General features: G+C 29.6%; 19 protein-coding genes. 2 read left to right on the top strand and 17 right to left on the bottom strand.

The features are described 5' to 3' along the window. Nucleotides 1–86: 86 nt before the first annotated feature. The 3 genes from ACJDTP_RS07880 to ACJDTP_RS07870 all read right to left on the bottom strand — a co-directional run bounded on the left by ACJDTP_RS07880 (nucleotide 87) and on the right by ACJDTP_RS07870 (nucleotide 2,418). Complete coding sequence (locus ACJDTP_RS07880; protein ID WP_078115813.1) at nucleotides 87–899, bottom strand: Cof-type HAD-IIB family hydrolase; 813 nt, start codon at nucleotides 897–899, stop codon at nucleotides 87–89. A 131-nt stretch (nucleotides 900–1,030) separates the two neighbouring features. Next, nucleotides 1,031–1,648: a DeoR/GlpR family DNA-binding transcription regulator gene (locus ACJDTP_RS07875; RefSeq protein WP_406760879.1), complete on the bottom strand. Its 618-nt coding sequence runs from the start codon at nucleotides 1,646–1,648 to the stop codon at nucleotides 1,031–1,033. A 302-nt stretch (nucleotides 1,649–1,950) separates the two neighbouring features. After that, nucleotides 1,951–2,418, bottom strand: coding sequence for a methylated-DNA--[protein]-cysteine S-methyltransferase (locus ACJDTP_RS07870; RefSeq protein WP_078115811.1), 468 nt, complete (start codon nucleotides 2,416–2,418; stop codon nucleotides 1,951–1,953). Between the two features lie 753 nt (nucleotides 2,419–3,171). Here ACJDTP_RS07870 and ACJDTP_RS07865 point away from each other — a divergent pair. Continuing rightward, entirely contained in the window at nucleotides 3,172–5,265 is a 2,094-nt protein-coding gene (locus ACJDTP_RS07865; protein ID WP_078115810.1) for a glutamine synthetase III family protein, read from the top strand. Between the two features lie 155 nt (nucleotides 5,266–5,420). On the opposite strand, the gene ACJDTP_RS07860 is transcribed toward ACJDTP_RS07865, so the two are convergent. The 8 genes from ACJDTP_RS07860 to ACJDTP_RS07825 form a co-directional block, all read right to left on the bottom strand. After that, nucleotides 5,421–6,314, bottom strand: coding sequence for an ROK family protein (locus ACJDTP_RS07860; RefSeq protein ID WP_078115809.1), 894 nt, complete (start codon nucleotides 6,312–6,314; stop codon nucleotides 5,421–5,423). Between the two features lie 548 nt (nucleotides 6,315–6,862). Further along, entirely contained in the window at nucleotides 6,863–7,786 is a 924-nt protein-coding gene (locus ACJDTP_RS07855; protein WP_406760878.1) for a DMT family transporter, read from the bottom strand. A 56-nt stretch (nucleotides 7,787–7,842) separates the two neighbouring features. Next, on the bottom strand, nucleotides 7,843–8,799 hold the full coding sequence (locus ACJDTP_RS07850) for a Gfo/Idh/MocA family protein (protein WP_406760877.1): 957 nt from the start codon (nucleotides 8,797–8,799) through the stop codon (nucleotides 7,843–7,845). Between the two features lie 256 nt (nucleotides 8,800–9,055). After that, the gene (locus tag ACJDTP_RS07845; RefSeq protein ID WP_406760876.1) at nucleotides 9,056–11,233 is read right to left on the bottom strand and encodes a Tex family protein; all 2,178 of its coding nucleotides are present in this window, start codon (nucleotides 11,231–11,233) and stop codon (nucleotides 9,056–9,058) included. Nucleotides 11,234–11,388: 155 nt separating this feature from the next. Then, the gene (locus tag ACJDTP_RS07840) at nucleotides 11,389–11,724 is read right to left on the bottom strand and encodes a hypothetical protein (protein WP_406760875.1); all 336 of its coding nucleotides are present in this window, start codon (nucleotides 11,722–11,724) and stop codon (nucleotides 11,389–11,391) included. A gap of 17 nt (nucleotides 11,725–11,741) precedes the next feature. Then, nucleotides 11,742–12,653, bottom strand: a complete 912-nt coding sequence (locus ACJDTP_RS07835; RefSeq protein WP_406760874.1) for a site-2 protease family protein — start codon at nucleotides 12,651–12,653, stop codon at nucleotides 11,742–11,744. A gap of 198 nt (nucleotides 12,654–12,851) precedes the next feature. Further along, nucleotides 12,852–14,351: a sensor histidine kinase gene (locus ACJDTP_RS07830; protein WP_078115804.1), complete on the bottom strand. Its 1,500-nt coding sequence runs from the start codon at nucleotides 14,349–14,351 to the stop codon at nucleotides 12,852–12,854. Next, nucleotides 14,341–15,036 (bottom strand): response regulator transcription factor, encoded by a 696-nt coding sequence (locus ACJDTP_RS07825; RefSeq protein ID WP_011967784.1) that lies wholly within the window; start codon nucleotides 15,034–15,036, stop codon nucleotides 14,341–14,343. Before ACJDTP_RS07825 ends, ACJDTP_RS07830 begins: the two co-directional genes overlap by 11 nt. Nucleotides 15,037–15,230: 194 nt before the next feature. On the opposite strand from ACJDTP_RS07825, the gene ACJDTP_RS07820 reads away from it, so the two are divergent. Continuing rightward, nucleotides 15,231–15,563, top strand: coding sequence for a hypothetical protein (locus ACJDTP_RS07820; RefSeq protein WP_017213034.1), 333 nt, complete (start codon nucleotides 15,231–15,233; stop codon nucleotides 15,561–15,563). A 138-nt stretch (nucleotides 15,564–15,701) separates the two neighbouring features. On the opposite strand, the gene prfB is transcribed toward ACJDTP_RS07820, so the two are convergent. From prfB to recD2, 6 genes are all read right to left on the bottom strand, one after another. Then, nucleotides 15,702–16,800 (bottom strand): peptide chain release factor 2 gene (gene prfB / locus ACJDTP_RS07815; RefSeq protein ID WP_406760873.1). Its coding sequence is split into 2 segments (ribosomal slippage): nucleotides 15,702–16,727 and nucleotides 16,729–16,800, totalling 1,098 coding nucleotides; the frame shifts between segments, so codons are not numbered across the junction. Between the two features lie 170 nt (nucleotides 16,801–16,970). Then, a complete protein-coding gene (secA, locus tag ACJDTP_RS07810) occupies nucleotides 16,971–19,529 on the bottom strand; it encodes a preprotein translocase subunit SecA (protein ID WP_168982696.1) in 2,559 nt (852 codons plus the stop codon). Nucleotides 19,530–19,873: 344 nt separating this feature from the next. Beyond that, complete coding sequence (gene hpf / locus ACJDTP_RS07805; RefSeq protein ID WP_077839666.1) at nucleotides 19,874–20,407, bottom strand: ribosome hibernation-promoting factor, HPF/YfiA family; 534 nt, start codon at nucleotides 20,405–20,407, stop codon at nucleotides 19,874–19,876. A 415-nt stretch (nucleotides 20,408–20,822) separates the two neighbouring features. Further along, nucleotides 20,823–21,479, bottom strand: coding sequence for a ComF family protein (locus tag ACJDTP_RS07800; RefSeq protein WP_171773313.1), 657 nt, complete (start codon nucleotides 21,477–21,479; stop codon nucleotides 20,823–20,825). Continuing rightward, entirely contained in the window at nucleotides 21,452–22,468 is a 1,017-nt protein-coding gene (locus tag ACJDTP_RS07795) for a hypothetical protein (protein WP_173711351.1), read from the bottom strand. The genes ACJDTP_RS07800 and ACJDTP_RS07795 overlap by 28 nt, the downstream gene beginning before the upstream one ends. Before the next feature lie 18 nt (nucleotides 22,469–22,486). Further along, nucleotides 22,487–24,715: an SF1B family DNA helicase RecD2 gene (recD2, locus tag ACJDTP_RS07790; RefSeq protein WP_406760872.1), complete on the bottom strand. Its 2,229-nt coding sequence runs from the start codon at nucleotides 24,713–24,715 to the stop codon at nucleotides 22,487–22,489. Nucleotides 24,716–24,756 lie beyond the last annotated feature (41 nt).

Raw genomic sequence — 24,756 nt, 5'->3', positions numbered from 1 at the left:
TTTTTTATACTTATTATCTATGCTTACACATCTCTAAAAAAGCATTTTATGAAAGTTCTAAATACAGCAGACATAAAACATTTTCTTTATTTCTTGTTGATAACATATTTTATCAGTGCTTCTGCTACCCCATCTTCATCATTAGTTAAGGTTACATCATCAGCATGTTTCTTCACATCTTCTGGAGCATTTCCCATCGCTACTCCAACTCCTGCATACTCTAACATATCAATGTCGTTATAATTGTCTCCCATTGCTATTATTTCTGATTTATCTATACTGAATTTCTTTTGTAAGCAGGTTATTGCAGATGTTTTTGATGCTTTTATAGGCATAATTTCTAAGTATGTTGGCTTTGAAGGATATATATTTAAATCATTCCCATAAATATTTTCTTTCAAGAAGTTTATTTCTTTTGGATTAGACATACATAAAATCTTACTTGGTCCTACCCCTTCTCTTTTCCATTGTTCTATTAATTTATTAAAATCAATGATATTAGGAATGATGTTAGTTATTTCGCTTTCTTGTTTAGCCCAGTAATCTAATTTTTCTATATACCATTCATCTTCCTTGTATAAACTCATATGAATGTTATTTTCACTTGTTAACTTATATATTTCCTCGAAATTAGAAACATCAATTACTTCTCTAGCCAATACACTATTATCTTTATCTAAAATTAAAGCACCACTATAGCATATAATTGGTTCCTCTATTCCAAGTTCTTCTTGAAGAAATCTTATCCCTTTCGGCATTCTAGCTGAAACTAAAATTACAGGTATTTTCTTATCATTTGCAACTTTATTTATAGTACTTTTCACCTTTTCAGTTACTTCATGATTTGAATTTAACAAAGTTCCATCAATATCCAAGCAGACCATTCTAATTTTTTTCATTGACTCATCCCCTAACTATTTATAATAAAACATTCAATTGCTTATAATTACTTATTGCATTGAATACTTATAAACAAATAAAACTCAATTTTATTCTCTTAAATAACACTACTTAAATTAATATGTTTTCTTTATATAATCACTAGACTTTTAGGATTAATTTTAATATTATGCAATTCCATAATATCACTAAAAAAAGAAACCGAGATTGGATCAACAATAATAATATCTACCTGATCTAGGTTTAACCCTTTATAAAAGGCATCTTTTTCATACTTTTGATGTTCGGCAAGCAAAATAACCTTCTTAGCCCTTTTCACAATTTCCCCTTTAATATAAGCGTCTTCTTCATTTTCATAATAAATGCCATTACCTTTTATAGCTCCAGCACCTATAAATGCTGCCTCAAACTCAACTCCGCTGAAATACTCATCATAATTCCTTCTATAGAAAAAGCGATTTTTCTTATTAAATTTTCCATCAATCAAATTTACTACCATCCCACTCTTTTCTGAAAGTATATTAAAATTATCTATGGAATGAGTAAATATGGTTACTTTTTTATCTAATGATCTTGAAAGAAATTCAATACTAGTAGAAACATCAAAAAAATATGTTTTATTGTTATGAATAAATTTCATTGCCTTTTCAACAATCTTAGTTTTTTCATTAACATTTAATTTCAACCTCTCCTTATATGAAAATATATTGTCTTTATTAAAATTTTCATATCCTTCTTTCCCAATCATAAAACCACCCCTTATAAGTAATTATAAGCATATATAATTATTTTTTCAATACTTATAAGCGCTTTAATCATTATTCACCTAAAACACTTTATATAATAATTATTTTCATCTTCAAAACATTTCCTAAATTTTTAATAACCATCAAAAATTTAGTATTAATTATTTGAGCACTATAACTTTACTTGAAACAATGTTCTTTGTTTGTCGTAAATAAAAAAAGCAAATCTCTACAAATAGTTTACTATTCATAACGACTTGCTCACCTATATTATTAATATTATTAAATTATGTTATTTTTCAAGTTATATTTTATAATCCTTCTCAATTTCAAGAAGCTTTTCCTTTACATTAAGACCACCAGCATATCCAACCAATTTACCATTAGCACCAACCACTCTATGACAAGGTATTATAATTGGAATTGGATTTTTATTATTAGCCATACCAACAGCTCTCGCTGCTTTTTCATTGCCTACTATTTTGGCAATTTCACCATAACTCCTTGTTTCTCCAAAAGGAATCTCTTGTAGAGCACTCCATACTTTTCTTTGGAACTCCGTCCCCTTAGGCGCTAATGGTAAATCAAAACAATTTCGCTCTCCTTCAAAAAACTCTTCCAATTGTTTTATAGCTTTTCGTAGTAACTCTGTTTCATTTCCTTCTATATTAAGTTCATCTTTGCTTATGAAACAAATTTTTGTAATTGCTGTACCATTTTCCACTATGCTGATTTTGCCGATTTTAGTGTTATAGTAATATACATTTTCCATAATGCACTTCCTTTTCGCAATATTATTTTTTTTCTATTACAATTAAAATAGGTGCTTCTTCACTCCTATTTTGCAAAAATTCTTTAATTATATAGTGGGAAATCATGCTTATGTCACTAACATACCTGAACATACTTTTCATCTCCATCTAAAAACTAATGTCTTTAATCAGACTAGAAACTTTGTTACTTAATATATTATCATAAAATTAAATTCAAAATAACCAAACAATTTTATAAAAAATCAAATATTTTATTTTGAATTTATATACCTTAATAATATATCTTCTATGAATAAAGCCATATCAGAATAATTTTTTTAATTATAATTCTTATATTAAAATTAGTAAAAATATAATATAAATATTTAAATTTCTACTAATTTTTTACTGCAAAAAATCGGATTTTTGTATTGTACAACCTATAACAATATAGTATAATTGTTATAGAAAATACTTAAGGCTATGGCAGTCTTATCAGTGTTATATATTAACTATGTTTGATTTATTAATTGAATAAGATTTTAGCAAAGGAGCTAGAGAATATTAAAATAATTCTTTAGCTTTTTATTTTTTTAACATGAATTTTTTGCCATATATGAATTTATATGGCAGGAACTTATATGTAGCAATTTCTTATTTCTTGTTGACAATTTATCATTTATACTCTAAAATTTTTTTAAAATTATTAATGTTTTTAATTAGTTAATATTAATTTAAATAAATGTTGTGTATTCTGAAAGGGGATCTTATTAATGAACAAAATCAATGAAATTTTTGCTTCAAATGTATTCAGCGATGCTGTAATGAAAGAACGTCTTCCTAAAGCTACTTATAAAGCTTTAAAAAAGACAATTGAAAAAGGAACTACTCTTGAACCAGATGTAGCAGATGTTGTTGCAGCTGCAATGAAAGATTGGGCTGTTGAAAAAGGTGCTACTCACTTTACTCACTGGTTCCAACCTATGACTGGAATTACTGCTGAAAAGCATGATTCTTTTATAAATCCAACTTCTGACGGAAAAGTTATATTAGAGTTCTCAGGAAAAGAATTAATTAAAGGTGAGCCAGATGCATCTTCATTCCCTTCAGGAGGACTTAGAGCTACTTTTGAAGCTAGAGGATATACTGCATGGGATTGTACTTCACCAGCATTCATAAAAGATGGTTCTTTATGTATACCAACCGCATTCTGCTCTTATAACGGAGAAGCTTTAGATAAGAAAACTCCATTATTACGTTCAATGGAAGCTTTAAACAAACAAGCTCTACGTGTTTTAAAAGCATTAGGTAATACTACTACTAAAAGAGTAATTACAACTGTTGGTCCTGAACAAGAATACTTCCTAATCGATAAGTCAATGTATGATGCTCGTAAAGACCTTATCTTAACAGGAAGAACATTATTCGGAGCAAAACCTTCAAAGGGTCAAGAACTTGAAGATCATTACTTTGGAACAATCAAACAAAGAATTTCTGATTTCATGAAAGAAGTAGACGAAGAACTTTGGAAGCTTGGAATATTAGCTAAAACTAAGCATAATGAAGTTGCTCCTGCTCAACATGAGTTAGCTCCAATATTTAGCACAACAAATATATCAACTGACCATAACCAACTTACAATGGAAATAATGAAGAAAGTTGCTGCAAAACATGATTTATATTGCTTGCTTCATGAAAAACCATTCGCTGGCGTAAACGGGTCAGGTAAACACAATAACTGGTCAATGGGTACTGATGATGGAATGAATCTTCTTGAACCAGGTAAATCTCCACACGAAAATCAACAATTCCTTTTATTCCTTTGTGCTGTAATAAAAGCTGTTGATGAATATCCAAGCTTATTAAGAGTATCAGCTGCTAATGCTGGAAATGATCATAGATTAGGTGCTAACGAAGCTCCTCCTGCTATAATCTCTATCTTCTTAGGCGATCAATTAGAGGATGTATTAGAACAAATTGAAAAGGGTCCAGCTACAAGTTCTAAGTCTGCAAGTGAATTAACTATTGGAGTAAATACATTACCTCCACTTCCAAAGGATGCAACTGATAGAAACAGAACTTCTCCATTTGCGTTTACTGGAAATAAATTTGAATTTAGAATGGTTCCATCTTCTGCTTCAATTGCTGGATGTAACTTTGTATTAAATACTATAGTTGCTGAAACTTTATCTGAAATTGCAGATAAACTTGAAAAAGCTACTGATTTAGATACTGAAATTCAATCAATCTTAACAAATATCGTTAAAAACCATAAGAGAATCATATTCAACGGTAACGGATATTCAGATGAATGGGTTGCTGAAGCAGAAAGAAGAGGACTTCCAAACATCCACTCAACTGTAGAAGCTGCTAAAGCTATGATAGATGAAAAGAATCAAGCTGTATTAGAAAAGCATGGAGTTTTAACTAGAGTAGAATCAACATCTCGTTATGAAATCACTTTAGAAAACTACAATAAGATTATAAATATTGAAGCTTTAACAACACTTGAAATGGCAAAACGTCAAATTTTACCTGCTGTAATTAAGTTTGCTACAAGTCTTGCAGAATCAATTAATACTATAAAGGCTACTGGTGTGAATGCGGACATATCAGTTCAAACTGAATTATTAACTGAAGTTTCAACATTAACAGCTTCATTAAATAAGAATGTTGCTCTTCTTGAAAAATTAGTTGAAAAAGCTGATAACTTCGATGGAGATATATTCGATTTAGGAATGATGTACAGATATGAAGTATTTGAACAAATGAATACTTTAAGAGCTGATGCTGATAAACTTGAAACTCTAGTAGACCAAGAATTCTGGCCAATTCCAACTTATAGCGATATGTTATTCAACGTTTAATATAAAATCTTTATATAAAATGGAGTGATTCTTTTTAGAATCACTCCATTTTATATATTATTACTAAGTTAATTTGTATAATGTTATTATTAGAAAAGCTAAATGCTAATGATACCCTTCTAGAAAATATCATTAGCATTTAATACAATTATATTTTATTTGCTAGTTATAAAATTGTATAGTGCTCCTATGAGATTAGCATCATTTCTAAACTTACAGCTAACTACATTAGGTATTGGTAAATCATCAATTTCAAAACTCTTCTGATACTTGTCCACATTCCTCTTAATATATTGTATCAATATCTCTTGACTACTTATCCCTCCACCAATTGCAAATATTTCTGGATCTAATATACACTGTAAATTAAAAATTTGTACTGCTAGCTTATAAGTGAAATCATCTAAAATTTTAAGAATATCTGGATCGTTATTATTTGCATATTCAAATATTTTATACCCATCTAATTCATCTGTCGGAAGACTTTTTACCTTTGCAACTTCATTTATCAATGCTTTAGAACCACTTATAGATCCCCAACACTCATCCGTGTTCTCAGTATTATTTACATTTGTATTTATAAAGCTAAACTCACCTGCAAAGAAGTTTTTTCCTTTATGGATTTTCTTATTTCGAACTATTCCTCCACCCACACCTGTTCCTAGTACTATTACAACTCCATCATCGAAATCTTTTAAACTTCCTTTCCAAACCTCTGCTAAAGCTGCACATTTTCCATCATTCTCTATTGTAATCTTTATCGGGCATCTTTCTTTAAGAATTTTTACAATCTCTTTACCTTCATTATATGACAGTGCACCACCTGTATAAGTATAGCCTTTTTCACTATCTAATACTCCTGGCATACTTATAGCTATTCCTTCTATATCATCTTTATATATATCATAGATTTCACCTATTACATCTATAAAACTTTCAATTTTATCAAGTGGTGTTGGTTTTTTACCCTTTTCAATAAACTCCAAATCCTCTGTCATCAGTGCATACTTAATAGAACTTCCACCAACATCTAACACTAAATATCTCATCTTTACACCTCTCATTATTATCTTTAAAATTTAATTCACCCACACTCTATGCCCTAATATTTACAAAAATAACGTTTACTAAAATAATAATAGCATAATGTTAAACCTCTTTCAATTCAAAGTAAGTAACTTAAAATTATCAACATCTTCTTATAGTTATCCACACAATATGTCTATACATCCTGTTAATTCTTTACTAACTCTAATTAGTAAAAGCTCTATTAACAACCTTATTGTAGCTGGAATTATAATTTCTGCCAACCACAAATCTCCCATGCCTAATCATAAAAAAATACCATCTATATACTGTATACAATGCTTGTACAAATATAGCTGATTCTGATGGAATAAAGTATGATCTCTTTATAAAAGAAGACTTGCCTTAGAAGCAAATCTTCTTTTATAAAGCCAATACTCATAATGGTCCTATATCAATCTTAAATCACTCTCTCCTTACTTAGAATTTAATCATACATCTGTTCATGAGTTGAAAGAGTTCTTTACAAAATTAAGATTTCTAAATATATGTTATGCACAATATTCCTATTCTACTTTTCTTTCTTAACTCTATAAACTAGAAATATTCCATAACAAACTAAAATAAGCGCTATTAATATCTTAATATCAAATATATTTTCACCTAAGATTGATGCTGATAGCAATGTTCCAAATACCGGTATTAAAAAATTAAATACTGATATTAATCCTACTTTGTTATATTTTAATAATTGTGTCCAAACAGCAAAGGCTATTGATGATAGTAATGCCATATATATAAGTAGTAATGTTGATTTCGCTGTAAATCCTTCTAAGCTACCTCCCAATGTAAATCCTAGCGCTGTAAGAAGAATTCCTCCTATAAACAACTGAAAGCCAGTTACTATTGAGGGTTCTTGAGTTTGAGTTATCTTCTTCCCATATATTGCTGACACAGCAAATATTATTGCGGCAATCATTATAAACCCCTCACCTTTAAAAGTGACAGATGTTCCTCCTAATGATTCTCCATTTAAGTTAACAATTACTACTCCTATAAATCCAATAACGCATCCTATTATCTTATTTAAATTTAACCTATCATTCTTATATATAAAATGAGCTAGAATTATACTTACAAAAGTTCCTGTTCCATTTATTATAGATCCTCTAACCCCTGTAGTATATGACATTCCAACGTAAAAGAATATATATTGAAGTGCAGTTTGAGTTAACCCTAATAAGGTTATCTGCCCAAATTGCTTTCTAGTAAATTTAAATATAACTCTTTTTGATATAAGCTCAAATATAAGTATAAAAATACCTGCAAATGTAAACCTATATCCTGCAAAAATTAATTTAGAGCCTATGTCACTTATATTGAATAGTGAATATCCAACTTTTATAGCCGGATATGCACTTCCCCATAAAAAGCAACATAATGTTGCTAAAAGTACAATATTTTTTCTGTTAGTATAAACTTTTACTTCATCCATTTTATATGTTTCTCTCTCCCGCCTAATCATTGTAAGTAGTTCATCAAATCACTTTTTTATTCCGCATTCATTCTAATTCTATCTAATACTTCCATAACCCGAATTGATTCATTTAAAGTTAAATAATCACTTTCAAGCTTTGACTCTTTTAAACAGTTATGAACTTCTTTAATCTCTGCATACATGTCATCAAATTCTATATCTTTTTCAATTGTATATGACTTGCCCGAATTTAGATTAACAACAGCTTTGTTCGGTCTATTATACATCGGAATCTCCATCCATCCCTTTGTTCCTCTAATAATAGCTGTCCTTTCTTTATTTCTATCAATTGCCCCTTCTACAGTTCCTATTACTCCATCTTCAAAAGAAAGTATTGCTTTAAAATAGGAATCGACTCCTGATTCATTTATATCCATGTAAGACTTAACATTTACAACTTCTGAATTAATCATATCCATTACAAATGACAATGGATAAATTCCTACATCTAGTAACGCCCCACCTTGGTCTTTATCTAATAAATACGATCCCGGTTTAATGTTTTCTACATTATTGCAAAAATTAGCTTCTATAGCCGTTATATCTCCAATCTCTTTATTTCTTATTACTTTCTTAATATCACTAATTATCGGAACAAACCTTGTCTTCATTGCTTCCATAAAGAATGTATTATTTAACACAGCTTCTTTTTTTATTTCCTTCATTTCTTCCGAATTTATCCCTACAGGCTTCTCACAAAGCACAGCCTTTTTATGCCTTAAAGCTTCGATTGACCAGTGTTTATGAAAGCCGTGAGGCAATGCTATATATACAGCATCCACTTCTTCATCTCTTAATAATTCATTATAATTTTCATAAACTTTCTCGCAATTATACTTATCATAAAATTCATCACGTTTTTCCTTAGTTCTAGATGCTATAGCATATAGTTTACCTTCATTAGAATATGATAAACTCTTTGCAAATCTCAAAGCTATATTTCCAAGTCCTATAATTCCCCATCTAATCATTACTTTTCCTCCTTATTATAAACCTACAATTTTATTCATCTTTATTTATTAAAATACTATTCTATATTACTATATCATACTCTCCATTCATACACGCTAATCGCTAGTACAAAAATATCCACAATACTTAGAACATATTAAATAATTATTAGTATGCAATCATATATTTCTTCCTATAAAAAGTTTGTAAGCAGAAAAGTCTTAAGAATAAATATATCCATACTCTTAAGACTTCAAATTCAATTTATTATGTTAACTATACTTCTGCTGATTCATCGATATCTTTCATAGTTAATGATATTCTCTTTCTCTTTTCATCAACTTCCAATATCGCTACCTTTACTATATCTCCAACTTTAACTATATCTAAAGGATGCTTTACAAATCTATTTGCCATTTGACTTTTGTGAACTAATCCATCTTGATGCACTCCTATATCTACAAATGCTCCAAAATCAGATACATTCCTAACAGTTCCAGCTAAAACCATACCAGGTTTTAAGTCCTTAAGTTCTATTATTCCCGTTTTTAGTATTGGCTTTGGCATTTCTTCTCTAGGATCTCTGCCTGGCTTCTTTAATTCTTTTATTATATCCTTTAGAGTCATCTCTCCAACTTCTAATGTTTCACTTAATTTTTTTAATCCTTGAGATTGAGCTCTTTCATCAATGTCACCTAATTTATTATTCTTAAGGTCTTCTTTATTGTAACCAAGTAATTCTATTAGCTTCTTAGCTATAGCATAAGACTCTGGATGCACAGATGTATTATCCAAAGGTTCTTTGCTATCATCAACTCTTAAAAATCCAGCACATTGCTCATAAGCCTTTTGACCTAATCTCTTAACTTTTAATAGTTCTTTTCTTGAAGTGAATCTTCCTACTTCTTCTCTATAGTCAACAATATTTTTAGCGATAGATGCATTTATTCCCGAAATATGTGTTAAAAGCGATGGTGTTGCTATATTTAAGTCAACTCCAACAGTGTTAACTGAGTCTTCTACTACACCTGCTAAGGATTCTTCTAACTTTTTAGGAGTGACATCGTGCTGATATTGTCCTACTCCTATAGCCTTAGGATCTATCTTAACTAGTTCCGCAAGTGGATCTTGCAACCTTCTTCCTATTGAAATTGCTCCTCTTACTGTAACATCTAAATCTGGATATTCCTTAGTTGCAAGTTCTGATGCTGAATAAACTGACGCTCCTGCTTCAGATACTATTACATATGCTAATTCTTTTCCAGTTTCATTTTTTATTTCCGTAATCATTTCTGCAATAACTTCTTCTGATTCTCTTGATGCTGTACCATTTCCAAGGGATATAACATCAACATTATGCTTAGCAATAAGAGCTTTTAAAGTTCTCTTTGTTCCTTCGATATCTCTTTTAGGCACTGTAGGATATACTGCTGTATTTTCTAAAAACTTTCCTGTTGCATCTAGAATCGCTATTTTACAGCCAGTTCTAAACCCTGGATCATATCCCATTACTACTTTTCCTTTAATAGGCGCTTGTAATAATAATGCTTTCAAGTTTTCTTTAAATATCTTAATAGCACCTTCTTCACCTATATCAGTTAATTCACTTCTTATTTCTCTTTCTATCGATGGATAAATTAATCTTTTTAATGAATCTCTAATTGCAAGTTTTAATTTTTCATCTAAAGTTTCATTGCCTTTTAATACTTGATTTTCTAAGTATTGAATTATCTTATCTTCATTAACAGTTATCTTAACATTTAGGATTTTTTCTTTTTCTCCTCTGTTTATAGCTAATATTCTATGAGGTGGTATCTTATTTACTGCTTCAGAATATTCATAATACATTTCATATGGAGTTGGTTCATCTGAACTTCCCTTTGATTCTATATTACCTTCTCTAATAACAAATTCTCTTATATACTTTCTGTACTTAGCTTCATCAGAAATGCTTTCAGCTATTATATCTAAAGCTCCTTGGATAGCTTCTTGGTTATTTGTAACGCCCTTTTCTTCACTTATATACTTAGATGCCTCTTCATCTAGATCCCCATTGAATTTTCCTTCCAAAATTAGTTCTGCAAGAGGCTTTAATCCCTTTTCCACCGCTATTGTTGCTTTTGTTCTCTTTTTAGGTTTAAAAGGTCTATATATATCTTCAACTTCTGTTAAGGTCGTTGCATTCTCTAAAGCTTTTCCTATTTCGTCAGTATATTTTTCTTGTTCTTTTATAAGCCTTGTAACATCAGCTTTTCTTTCCTCTAAATTTCTTAGATACGTAAGTCTTTCAGATAATTTTCTTAAGACTTCATCTGAAAGTCCTCCTGTTGCTTCTTTTCTATATCTTGAAATAAATGGAACTGTATTTCCATCATCTAAAAGTCCAATAACATTTTGAACCTGACTTAACTTTATTTCTAATTCTTTTGCGATTCTTTCTTCAATTGAATTCATAATTTCCTCCTGCTTATATTAAATTACCTAAATAGTTATTGCCACAACAATACTATTTTACCATATAAATCATTATTGCCATTACTATTTTTAGTAATGGCAATAATCCTATATCACTATTAATATTATAAACTTATTTTAATTGAAAGCAATAATTATATATATTTTTCTTCTACAGTTGTCCTCACTTTCAGTTTCCCATTTTCCTTACCAATCTCAAGAATTAATTTTCTTAAATCCTTTTTGCTTAATTCATTATATACTACGATTTCTTGTTTTTGCCCATCGTTATAATAGCAGAGTTTAAGCTCTGTTACTCTATTCAAATAACTTAAAACTAAAGTCTTAACTACTTGCCCATCCTTTCTTATATTAGATATCTTTAATGGATGTTTTTCAATTCCCTCAAAACTTAAATATATATCCTTTAAGTCTTCACCGGTCAAGTTTTTAATAAGAATATCTTTTGCTCCTGGTATATTAAAATACATATTTACCCCTCCAATTTTTATTGAATAAGTACAGAAGAATGAATCCCATGGATATATGTTATTCCAAGTCCCAAAAGTAACATTAATCCGAAATAACTTAATGCAAACATACACCTAATAGATGTCTTTACTTCATAATACGATTTATCTGAATTTCTATATTGTTCAATAACTTTTGCAATTCCAAGTATAAGTAATAATACAATAATTGGATTGAAAGCCTTAAAGAGAGCAATTATACCAATTGGTATTCCTATGAGCCATAACTTTGGTGATATAGCCGAAACCACTCTTCCACCATCAAGCGGATGAACAGGTATAAGATTAAATAGATTTAACATAAAACCTACATAGGCTAGTGCTGCCAAAAAGTCTTCTCCAGTTATAAAGTAAAACAATAAACAAATTAGTGCACCTATACTTCCTAACACAGGCCCTCCTATAGCAACTTTCGCTTCTGTTGCTGCATCTTTAGGTTCTTCTTTCATGCTAATAAAAGCACCTACAAAAGGAATGAAAATTGGAAGGCTTACATCCAATTTAATTAATTTAGCCATAAGATAATGTCCCATTTCGTGAATCAAAAGCAGTAATACAAAGCCAACTCCAAATGCCACTCCATACATCTTAGCGTATATGACGATCATTAGTATCATAGATATAAAGGTAGATGCAAATTTACCAAGCTTTAATAATATTATTAAGAATTTTAATTTTCCTAGCACTAAAAATAAAATAGCTTTAAATTTCAAAAGTACTAATAAAAAAGCTCCTACTACTCCTAAAATTCCTTTTTTATCTTTTAATTTTGCAACTAAACCATTTTCCTCAAAGTGTTCTTCCGTATTAATGGTATCAGTTTCTTCTTTCAAATTATCATAATCTATGTTTGAATCAATATTTTCTAATTCATTTTTATCGTTGTCCATAAATTTTCCTTCTCTTTCTTATACATGATATTAAAGCATTAAGCTAAAGTTACTTTTAATAAACTATACTAAGAATAATGTATAATGCCTGCTCAAACTCCTCCTCCACTATACTTAGTATAAATGCATTTTATTAAAAGCTGCTTACAACAATATTAAATTAACCTAAAAAATAAATTGCTAATCCAAGCTTTAAATTTAGATTTTATTCTTAAACACAACAAGTGGCAACATAATCTCAAAAGTTGTCCCTATTTCACTATCTATAATTCTAATATCGCCATTATGTTTATTTAGTATTTTCTTTGTTATAGATAATCCAAGTCCTGTTCCTCCAGTTTTTGAATTTCTTGATTTATCAACTCTAACAAATGGATTAAATATATTTTCTCTATATTTTTGAGGAATACATTCACCGTTATCTGATAATATAATATAGAAATAATTATCTCTCACTTCTGTTTTTACTCCTATTCTACTTCCTACAGGATTGTATTTAACTTTATTGTCCAAAACATTATTTATAGCTCTAGATAACTTTTCTTCATTTATCATTACATAATAGGGTTCTTCAATTATTTCAAAATCATATTCGAACTTTTTATGATCAAATTCCGGGATATAGTTTGCTATTATTTGTCTAACAAATTCAGCTATATCTGCTTTTACGGTAATCATTTTATAATCAGAATTATCATATAATGAAAATTCAAACAAGTCTGTTATTAATTTATTTGCTCTTTGTGAATTCTTATTTATTATGTTTAAGTATTCTAACTTTTCCTTTTCATCTAAATCATTATTATTAATTAAAATCTCACTATATCCTAAAATTGATGAAAGAGGGTTTTTTAAATCATGCGATATATCTAATATTAAATCCTCTTTTATCTTCTGTAATTTTTCCTTTTGACTTTTTTCATTTTGTATAGTTCCTGCCATCATATTAAATCCATTTGCTAATTCAAGAAATTCATTCTTTTTATCTATATCTAAACGTATATTATAATTGCCATGAGATATCTCTATTACTCCAGCCAATAATGTCTTTATTGGTTTTATAAATGCGCTAGAAGTTGCTTTAGCTAAAATATACACTATCGAGAGAATTAATAGAACATTGAACGCACCCATTATTTTTATTATTAGATTATGAGGAATTACTTTGGTGATTCTATTCGGCTTTGTAATCTCTGAATACGGGAAGCCAACTACCACTAAAGAATCCTCTTCTTTTAGATACTTGCTATATAGTGAATATTTAACATTATCTTTTGTTTCAATTATTGAATTATTGAAATCTGATAATGCAAACATTGTTCTAATATCATCATTTAGTGATTCTTCATTATCCTTTGTTAATCCAAATAAATACATATAGCTTTGCAAATTTATATTTTTAAATTCCTCGATAACATGTCCCCTCATGTAAAGAACTTTATTCTCATTATTTATTTTTACCATAAAACCATCTATATCAGACAAATCCCCATCAGTTATACTCGTATAATCTTTTACAAGCTTATTTTGTAGCCCTCCAAAATAAGAATTATATGTATTAGGTCCGCATAAAGTTCCATAAACAACAATTGAGCCAATAATCGCTATTAATAGTATTATGTTTATAGCTATATATCCCAAAAAATATATAAAAAATAACTCTGTTGTAACACTCCTTTTTATTCTTTTAGCTTTCATGCATTGCAACCCTCTCAATTTTATAACCTATCCCTCTTATGGTTTTTATGTAGATTGGATTCTTAGGATCATCCTCTATTTTCTCTCTAATGTGGCTTAAATGAACCATTATATTATTAGAGTCGCCAAAATAAGCTTCTTCCCATACTTCTTCATATATTTGTTTCTTAGTAAATACTTTCCCTAAATTTGAAACTAATAACTTTAAAATTTTGAATTCCTTTGGATTTAGATCAATCTTTCTGTTCCCCTTATAAACTTCAAAAGTCTCAGTAAATAGTTTTAATTCTCCTGTCGAATAAATTATGTCCTTATGCTCAGCATATTTGTAACATCTTCTAAGATTAGATGCCACTCTTGCAGATAATTCAATTGGACTTATAGGCTTTACTAGATAATCATCAGCTCCAAGTCCTAAAGCCAAGACTTTATCAGAATCGTTCCCCATCGCTGTAATACAAATTATAGGAATAGTAGAGATGGCTCGTACCTTTTGTATCACTGAAATCCCATCAACATTTGGCATCATTATATCTAATAAAATTAAATCTATTTTTTCATTTTCAAATATATTTAAAGCTTCTCGTCCATCGGAAGCTTCATAAACTTCATAGTTTTCCTTTCTCATATGCAATGAAATAAGATTTCTAATATCTCTTTCATCTTCAACTATTAGAATATTCATAAATTCAACTCCTCCACTAATATGAATATATTTTATCATATTTATATACCATTTTAGGAATTAATTTCAATTATTAATTCTGATATTATATGCTAATCATATAAGAATACTTATTTTATATAAATTTGTTATTGATTGAATAAAGATCTAACGGTATAATTATTATGTAAATAATTACCAGGAGTGATGGGTTTATGGTTAAAAATATTAGTAGAATTTGCTCTTTCTCATTATTATTTTTACTCTCAATACTTGCATTAAACGAATTTCAAATAATGAGTTACTCAGTTAACTTAAAAAATATATTTTACTTTCTAGTATTAATTTTGATTATGTTTTCGTCTGTCACAACTCTTCTAACAAACAAATCAGGCTTTTTTAAATTTGTTAGTGTAGTAATAATGACAGCATTGGTAGTTGGGGGAATCATGTCTATACTAAAACCTGGACTTAATATTTCCCTATATGTGTGCATAATTCTTATTGCCGTCTATTCTTTAATCGATATATTTTATAAAGCTGCTTAGCTATACAGATATGCCAGTTTATTTTTACTATTTATTTTATATAAACTTTACTTTTAGAAAATTTCTCTTAATAAAAAGGCTTCTATCATAAAATCATTTAGATAGAGGCCTTTTTCATTAAGAGAATATATATTCTTTTTATTGTTGCTTTAGATATGCATTTATAAACATATCGATCTCACCATCCATTACTGATGTAACATTTGATGTTTCGACATTAGTTCTATGATCTTTAACCATGCTGTATGGATGAAATACATATGATCTTATTTGACTTCCCCATCCCATATCTTTTAATTCTCCGGTTAAATCCTCAATTTTTTCTTTATGTGCTCTTTCTTTTAGTTCAACAAGTTTAGATTTCAGCATTTCCATAGCTGTATCCCTGTTAGAGAATTGACTTCTTTCATTTTGGCACTGTACTACTATTCCAGTTGGAATATGAGTTATCCTAACTGCTGAGTCCGTTTTATTAACATGCTGGCCTCCAGCTCCTCCTGATCTATAAGTATCTATCTTTAGATCATCAGATCTTATTTCTATATCTTGTTCCTTTGTAAGTTCTGGAAGAACTTCCATAGATGCAAATGATGTTTGTCTTTTACCATTGGCGTTATATGGCGATATTCTAACCAGCCTGTGAATACCTTTCTCCGCTTTTAAGTAACCATATGCATATTCCCCAGTAACTTTTAAAGTAACGCTTTTAATTCCAGCTTCATCTCCAGGAAGTAAATCTAGAGTTTCAATACTATATCCTTGTTTTTCACACCATCTTGTATACATTCTTAAAAGCATTTCTGTCCAATCATTAGCATCGGTACCTCCAACACCAACATGAAGCGTCAAAATGGCATTGTTTTTATCATATTCTCCGCATAGTAGTACTTTCATATTATAGTCATCAATCTGTGCTTCTATATCTCTTAAAGTTTGTATTATTTCATTAGCAGATTCTTCATCATCATCTTCCATGATTTCTTTTAGTACATATATATCCTCAATCTGAGACTTCAGCTTATCGAAATTTTCAATTTTGTCTTTTATCAACTTACTCTTTTTTGTAACTTCTTCTGCCTTTTTTATATTATCCCAGAAACCTGATTCTTGCATTTGATATTCTAACTCATTGAGCTCCTTTTCTAACCTATCTCGGTCAAAGTGAAGCCCCCATTTCTTCTATAGATTTTTTTATACCTGGAAGTTTAACCAATTCCTTTTCAAGTTCAATTATCATCTATTATTCACCTCTTTCAAAAAATCCAGTATTAATAAGAATTCCGCAGAAGCCTTCTTAAAACTGTATTTAATTCTAAATAACAATTCTTCAAACCTCTACGGAATTTATTATATCATATTTATCATTTTTCAAACTCTTTAGAGCTTATTACAAAATTTCAAACTTGTTTATGCTTCTCTTCCACAACAATTTTTAAATTTCTTACCACTACCACATGGGCATAATTCATTTCTTCCATGCTTATCTAGATTTCTAACTGGAGCTACTGGCCCTGCACCAGGTCCACCTGGTTGATTTTGCCCTGGCCCTGGAGCCGCAGCACTTGAAGATTCCGCATGAATTGCTGCAGTTTCTTGAGCAACCCTTACTCTTTCTGGTGCAACTTCTATTCTAACATGGAATAACAGCCTAACTGTTTCTTCTTTGATTGCTTTAATCATATCATTAAACATTTCGCTACCTTCCATTTGGTACGCTTGAACTGGATCAATTTGTTTGAATGATTGAAGCCCTATACCTTGTTTTAAATGATCCATATTATCTATATGATTCATCCATTTAGTATCAACAGCTCTTAAAAGAACAACTCTTTCAACTTCTCTTAATCTTTCTGCACCAAACTCTTCTTCCTTTTGTTCATAGAACTTACGTGCTGATTCAAATAAGCTTTCGATTATTTCCTCATTTGACAGATTTTCAAGACTAGGTAAATTAACTGTACCTGGAGCTATACATATATCTTGTAAAGCAACCATTAGATGCAAGAATTCTTCTCTATAATCTTCTGATTCACCTGTAACATAAGTATTAACAGCTTCAGCAATAATATCCTTTGTCATTGATAATATTTCTTCTTTTACATCTTCGCCTTCAAGAACTTCTGATCTTTGTTTGTAGATAACTTCTCTTTGGATATTCATTACATCGTCATAACCCAATAATTGTTTTCTAATGTCAAAGTTATTACCTTCAACCTTCTTTTGAGCATTCTCAATAGCTTTTGAAACCATTTTACTTTCAATTGCTTCTTCTTCTTGAAGTCCTAATTTTTCAACAACACCTTGAATCTTCTCTGATCCGAATATTCTCATTAGATCATCTTCTAAGGAAATAAAGAATGTTGATTCACCTGGATCTCCTTGTCTTCCTGAACGTCCTCTTAACTGGTTATCTATTCTTCTTGATTCATGTCTTTCAGTACCTATTATTTTAAGACCACCAAGTTCAACTACACCTTCGCCAAGCTTGATATCAGTACCTCTACCTGCCATATTAGTAGCTATAGTAACCATGCCCTTTTCACCAGCATGACTTATTATTTCAGCTTCTTGTTCATGGAATTTAGCATTTAATACTTGATGTGGTACTCCTTTTTTCTTAAGCATACTTGATACAAGTTCTGACTTTTCAATACTTACTGTACCAACTAACACTGGTTGCCCTTTAGCATGAGCTTTTTCAACCTCTGAAGCAACTGCCTTTATTTTTCCAAGCTCTGTGCTAAATACTAAGTCTGGATTATCTTTTCTTGCTATTGGTCTATGTGTTGGTATAACAATAACATCTAGCCCGTAAATTTCTCTAAATTCATTTTCTTCTGTTAATGCAGTACCAGTCATACCTGATAACTTTTTATACATTCTAAAATAGTTTTGGAATGTTATAGTAGCCAAAGTTTTTGATTCTCTAGCGATTTTAACTCCTTCTTTAGCTTCTATCGCTTGATGAAGACCATCTGAATACCTTCTTCCCTCCATAAGTCTTCCTGTAAATTCATCAACAATTATTACTTCGCCATCTTTAACCATGTAATCTTTGTCTCTTCTCATAGCAAAGTTTGCTTTTAACGCTTGAGTTACATAGTGTTGTAATTCAATATTTTCAGCATCTGCATAATTGGCTACTTTAAAGGTTACTTCTGCTTTTCTAACACCTTCATCAGTTAACATTACTGCATTTGCTTTTTCATCTCTAGTAAAATCTTTCTCTGCAACTAACTTCTTTGCAAAATAGTCTGCAACTTTATAAAATTCAGTAGATTTTTCACCTTGACCTGAAATTATAAGCGGAGTTCTAGCTTCATCTATTAATATTGAGTCAACTTCATCGACTATAGCAAAATTTAATGGTCTTTGAACTCTTTCCTCTTTGTAAATAACCATGTTATCTCTTAAGTAGTCAAATCCAAATTCATTATTAGTTCCATAAGTGATATCTGACGCATATGATTCTCTTCTTTGATCATTATTTAATTCATGTACAATAACACCTGTAGTCAATCCTAAGAAACCATATAACTCACCCATCTGCTCAGCATCTCTTTTTGCAAGATAGTCGTTAACTGTTACTATGTGAACACCATTTCCACTTAACCCATTTAAGTACGCTGGTAAAGTAGCAACTAGAGTTTTACCTTCACCTGTTTTCATTTCTGATATTCTACCTTGGTGAAGTATCATACCACCCATAAGTTGTTCATCATAGTGCTTCATTCCTAAAACTCTTTTTGAAGCTTCTCTTACAACTGCGAATGCTTCTGGCAAAATATCATCTAATGTTTCACCATTTGCTAATCTTTCTTTAAACGCTGGAGTTTTTGCCTTTAACTCCTCATCAGAAAGCTTTTGCAGCTCTTCATCTAGATCATTTATTTTTTGTATAGTAGGTTTGAGCCTTTTAACTTCTCTTTCACTATATGTTCCAAATACGGCATTTAATAGTCCCATAATGTCATCCTTTCGAAATTATATATTTCACGTTAATTTCCAATATATTTTAACTATCCATAATTCATAATCTGTAATTTATTTTATAAATCACGTATTTTATAATTATAACATTTTACTTATCTTATTTTCAATAAAACTCATGATTTTTGTATTAAATCCTATATAAAGCACCCAATTTTAACTTTTTTTTAATATTTTAATCACAAATTATTAATATTAATTGAAAATTTTATGTAAAAATATTGTCATCATCTATTCAATCATTTGATATGAAAAATAACTGTCCAATGATGCAAATTAAATAAGCACATTGGACAGCCATTATTAAAATCTCTTATATGTTATATGAATTCTGGTTCTAACAAACCATAATCCCCATCTTTTCTCTTATAAATTACATTTACTTTACTACTATCTGCATCTTGATATACAAAGAAATTATGTCCTAATAAATCCATTTGAAGAATTGCCTCTTCAGAATTCATTGGTTTTACCCCAAATTTCTTTACCTTAACCAATTTACCTTCTTCCTCTTCTGATGGCTTAATATCTATATTATTTATTTCTCCAAATCTCAATGACCCACTATGTTTTCTAGATAATCTAGTTTTTTGTTTTCTAATTTGTCTTTCTAATTTATCTTCCACTAAGTCAAGAGATTTATACATATCGGAAGTTGATTCTTCGCCTCTTAATACTACTCCATTAAACGGGATCATAACTTCTATTTTATGTCTATTTTTTTGAACACTTAGTGTAGCCTTAGCTTCTACATTCATTTCAAAATACTTTTCCAATTTGCTTATCTTTTTTTGCACTATTTCTTTTAGCGCATCTGTTAGTTCCATATTTTTTGCTATAACTGTGACTTTCATAAATTCCAGCCCCTCTCATATGAAAAAGTTTTTAAACTTAATATCTTTAAGTTATTAATATTCTATCACTTTTTTATTAACTTAACAAGATAATTATCAGTAAATTCTGAAAACTAAAGACAAAAAATAAATCTAATCGCAAACTTTAGATTAGATTCCTCACATTTCCTATTAATGATAATTTTAAAATAAATAGAGGTAAAGCTAGTTGACCTGGTTTTTGACCCCACACTCGCCTGCTGGAGCTTTTGCTAATAGAATTTAATCCCTCACTACTAACCCTCTCAGAATACAATCTGGCAGGACTTACTTCTATACCGCACCATGCTCCTTAGACATTTTGTCTAAATTACGTGGATCGTTTTGCCTGCGACTAGCTTCGACTTTCAACCACAAACCTAGCTTTACATTAATATTATATATGACTTTTAGCTAAGGTCAAGAGTTTTATGTCTTTTACTTGATATTTTCTTAATAATTTATAAGCTTCTTTAAGAGTTGCACCTGTAGTTGTTACATCATCTACCAATATAATATTATATTTCCTAATTTCTAATCCTTTTTTTATTTTGAAAGCATCCTTTATATTCTCATATCTTTCGTCCTTCTTTAATCTTTTCTGTTCTTTTGTTTCCTTATCCTTTATCAAAATTTCTAGAACTTCAATTGATAAATCCTTAGCTATTTTCTTCGCTATATACTCACACTGATTAAATCCTCTAATCTTTTTAGATTTTTTTGATAGTGGTATATAAGTTATTACATACTCCTGATATTTCAAGTTTCTTATAATATATTCTTCTAAAAATTCTGCTAATATATCTCCTGCTGTAAAATTGCTTTTATATTTAAATTTAAGTATTAAATCTTTTAATACGCCTCCATAATACCCATAACTTATTATTTCATCTTGATATGAATCTGCTATTGTTTTTATACTTTTCCTACAGTGCTCACATATACCAAAGCAGTTATCTTCTTTACATATAATGCAATAATTTTCCCTTGGATATATTACTTCAATTAATCCTTCTAATATCCTTCTTATAATTCTATTAAACGCTTTTCCCATACTTTTTTATTGAAATCTCTTGCCATATTCTTCGCCTTCTCAATATCTTCTGATATATCGTTTGATACCAAAAGAACCTCTGGTAATTTTAGATTTACATTTCTTATTTGGCCACATATATACAAAAGCTTTTTATAAGTATATCTTTCATTATCAGCAAAAAGTACTACTGCATCATCCATATAGCAATATTCAAGTAACTCCTCTATTTTATTAGTTATTATAAATATTGCCTTATCCTTATATTTTGATACTTTTTCACTCTTTTTTATATCATCATTCCCTGAAGCTTTTATTACTTTCACATTTGAAAGTTTTAGCTTATTGCAAAAATAATCATATACTATGTCAAGCTTCTCTTTATTAGGCACATAAATAGCCACCTTATGACTATTTTCCCTGAACCATTTAAGATAGTCATATAGAGAAAATGGAATATCTGAATTCAAATCTATTCGCGTAGTTAGCACCCTAGGTTCTACAAATGGCTTTTTATAATTATATGCTGCAAGTTCGAATTTTTCTCCTACTAAAGCCGTCTTTTCTATGCTATATAACAAAACTCTTTCTCCTATGTTTGAACACCTTTCTAACATTTCTCTTATATTTACACTGCTTAGATTCGAAAAATATGTTATATCATCAAAAATAATTAAATCATAGTTCTGTTTGATCTTAGCCAGGTTATTATAGTGTGCAAAAGTAAGTTTAGTATTTGAAATTTCTTTTACAATATATGAATGAGTTATATCAGAATACATTTCTCTTGTTATATTTACTAATTCTTTGTTTTCACCTTCTTTTCCCCATACATACAAGATTTTCCCATTACTTTGCGAAACCTTGCTTATTATCTTTGAAAAAACACATGATGTATTAAATGGAACTGTTATTATTGTTAAAAATTTAATATTTTTTTTATACCAATAATCTATCTTATCAAATGCATACTTTAAATCTTCTAAAGTTACTTTACATAAATTCCTCATACACCTATCTCCTTTCTCTTATTCTTCAAATTCATCTTTGGTTATTATATCTCTTATTCTGTATTTCAAAGATGAGTATCTTTCTATACTATTTGTATTATTGATCATATACATTAATGCTTTTTGAAACCCAACAACAACTACTAATTGTTTTGCCCTTGTAATCCCTGTATAAAGCAAATTACGATTCATAAGAAATGGCGATCCCATAAATACTGGAATTATTACAACTTTAAATTCACTTCCTTGGCTTTTATGTATTGTAGTAGCATAAGCCAAATCTAATTCGTCTAAAAAATTAAAATCGTATATAACTTTTCTTTCTTCATCAAATATAATTGTAAGTGTTTTTCTTTCTTCATCGATGCTTTCTATAAATCCTAAATCACCATTAAAAACTCCTACTCCTTCATTTTCGCCATAACCACTGACCCTAATCCACTTTAATGTATAATTGTTTTTTGTTTGCATCACCTTATCACCTTCTCTGAAAATTATATCCCGAGAAGTCTTTTCTTTTTTGTCTTTTGATGATGCATTAAACATTTCTTGAAGCTTTGTATTTAAATTTGTGACCCCAAGCACACCTTTTCTCATAGGAGTTAAAACTTGCATATCCTTCAGTTTATTCCAAGACTTATTAAACTTAGGAAGTCTCCTATTTATTAGATCCATTATAGTATTTGCAATTCTTTCTTGATTATCTTCGCTAATGAAGAAAAAATCTCTATCCTTTTGATTTAACAAAGGCATCTGTCCCTCATTTATTCTATGAGCATTTACTACAATTAAACTTTCTGCACCCTGTCTAAATATCTCTTTTAATCTTACTACCTTTATATAATCGCTTTCTATAAGATCTTTTAGCACATTTCCTGGTCCAACAGAAGGTAATTGATCAACATCTCCAACAATTATTAGCCTAGTGCCCAAATTAATTGCTTTTAGTAGATTCTGCATTAGTATAATGTCAATCATAGACGCCTCATCAATTATTATTACATCACAATCTAGAGGTGATGATTCTCCCTTTTCAAACACTGATTCATCATCCTCAGAAATTCCCATTTCTAATAGTCTATGTATTGTTTTAGCTTCTCTCCCCGTTGATTCAGTCATTCTCTTTGCAGCTCTTCCTGTTGGTGCCCCAAGTATTACTTTCATTCCATTATTCTCATATATATGTATTATTGCTTTTATAATAGTAGTCTTCCCTGTTCCTGGACCACCAGTAATTATTTCTATACCATTATTAAATGCGCCAATAATTGCTTCTCTTTGTGATTCTGCAAATTTTATATTTTGTTCTTTTTCGAAAACATTAATTTCAAAATCAACATCCGAATTTATAGTTTGTATTTGCTGTAATCCTAAAGTTATTATTTTACTAGTAACACCTAGTTCGCAATAATAATATTGAAGCAAAAATCCCACTTCAATATCATTTATTTTTTCAACAATAATTTTTTGCTGAGCAGCCATATCATATATATTTTTTTCAATTAGTTCTTTAGGTATTAACAAATTATTTTCGCATTCTTCTATTATATTATTTTTAGGCATAAATGTGTTTCCTGCAGAACAAAATTGATTCATAACATATTTAATTCCACTTTGAATTCTGAAATCCGAATTCTTTTCAATGCCAATGCTCATAGCAATTCTATCAGCTGTTTTAAACCCGATTCCTGATATTTCATCACATAATATATATGGATTATCAGATACTATCTGCCTTGCGTTTGGACCAAATTTCTTATATATTTTTACACACTGATTATTAGTGACCCCATGTTTATGAAAATATAAGATTATATCTTTTAAACCCTGTTGCTCTATATAGGATTCATATATTATTTGAAATTTCTTTTCTCCTATACCCTCTATCTCCATAAGCCTTTCAATATGGTTTTCCATTATGTCTAAAGTTTCTTCACCAAATCTCTCTATTATTTTCTTAGCTGTAACTGGTCCAATTCCATGTATTATTCCTGCACTTAAATATTTTTCTATGCCATCTAATGAATTTGGAAGAAGTTCTTCATAATCCTGAATATTAAATTGATTACCAAATTGTTTGTGTACTGTCCAGTATCCTGTTAACTTTACATTTTGCCCCTCTTTTAAGAAAGGCACTGTGCCTACAGCACTAATTAATGTCTTTTCGTTTCTAATCCTACAAACGACATAACCAGTATCTTCACTTTTAAAAACAATATTCTCAACAAATCCATTTAGAACTTCCATATAGAATCTCTCCAAATCTTTATATATTTACCTTAAACTTT

The sequence above is a fragment of the Candidatus Clostridium helianthi genome (assembly GCF_045310795.1).
GTDB classification, from domain to species: domain Bacteria; phylum Bacillota; class Clostridia; order Clostridiales; family Clostridiaceae; genus Clostridium; species Clostridium helianthi.
This window is presented reverse-complemented; position numbering and strand designations above follow the sequence as displayed.

Excerpts from the sequence above, each read along its gene's own strand:
- recD2 (WP_406760872.1), bottom strand. The coding sequence starts at position 24,715 with ATGGAAGTTCTAAATGGATTTGTTGAGAATATTGTTTTTAAAAGTGAA.
- ACJDTP_RS07835 (WP_406760874.1), bottom strand. The coding sequence starts at position 12,653 with ATGGACAACGATAAAAATGAATTAGAAAATATTGATTCAAACATAGAT.
- ACJDTP_RS07865 (WP_078115810.1), top strand. The coding sequence starts at position 3,172 with ATGAACAAAATCAATGAAATTTTTGCTTCAAATGTATTCAGCGATGCT.
- ACJDTP_RS07795 (WP_173711351.1), bottom strand. The coding sequence starts at position 22,468 with ATGAGGAATTTATGTAAAGTAACTTTAGAAGATTTAAAGTATGCATTT.
- ACJDTP_RS07830 (WP_078115804.1), bottom strand. The coding sequence starts at position 14,351 with ATGAAAGCTAAAAGAATAAAAAGGAGTGTTACAACAGAGTTATTTTTT.
- ACJDTP_RS07875 (WP_406760879.1), bottom strand. The coding sequence starts at position 1,648 with ATGATTGGGAAAGAAGGATATGAAAATTTTAATAAAGACAATATATTT.
- ACJDTP_RS07850 (WP_406760877.1), bottom strand. The coding sequence starts at position 8,799 with ATGATTAGATGGGGAATTATAGGACTTGGAAATATAGCTTTGAGATTT.
- hpf (WP_077839666.1), bottom strand. The coding sequence starts at position 20,407 with ATGAAAGTCACAGTTATAGCAAAAAATATGGAACTAACAGATGCGCTA.
- ACJDTP_RS07825 (WP_011967784.1), bottom strand. The coding sequence starts at position 15,036 with ATGAATATTCTAATAGTTGAAGATGAAAGAGATATTAGAAATCTTATT.
- secA (WP_168982696.1), bottom strand. The coding sequence starts at position 19,529 with ATGGGACTATTAAATGCCGTATTTGGAACATATAGTGAAAGAGAAGTT.
- ACJDTP_RS07860 (WP_078115809.1), bottom strand. The coding sequence starts at position 6,314 with ATGAGATATTTAGTGTTAGATGTTGGTGGAAGTTCTATTAAGTATGCA.
- ACJDTP_RS07855 (WP_406760878.1), bottom strand. The coding sequence starts at position 7,786 with ATGGATGAAGTAAAAGTTTATACTAACAGAAAAAATATTGTACTTTTA.
- ACJDTP_RS07880 (WP_078115813.1), bottom strand. The coding sequence starts at position 899 with ATGAAAAAAATTAGAATGGTCTGCTTGGATATTGATGGAACTTTGTTA.
- ACJDTP_RS07870 (WP_078115811.1), bottom strand. The coding sequence starts at position 2,418 with ATGGAAAATGTATATTACTATAACACTAAAATCGGCAAAATCAGCATA.
- ACJDTP_RS07820 (WP_017213034.1), top strand. The coding sequence starts at position 15,231 with ATGGTTAAAAATATTAGTAGAATTTGCTCTTTCTCATTATTATTTTTA.
- ACJDTP_RS07845 (WP_406760876.1), bottom strand. The coding sequence starts at position 11,233 with ATGAATTCAATTGAAGAAAGAATCGCAAAAGAATTAGAAATAAAGTTA.
- ACJDTP_RS07800 (WP_171773313.1), bottom strand. The coding sequence starts at position 21,479 with ATGGGAAAAGCGTTTAATAGAATTATAAGAAGGATATTAGAAGGATTA.
- ACJDTP_RS07840 (WP_406760875.1), bottom strand. The coding sequence starts at position 11,724 with ATGTATTTTAATATACCAGGAGCAAAAGATATTCTTATTAAAAACTTG.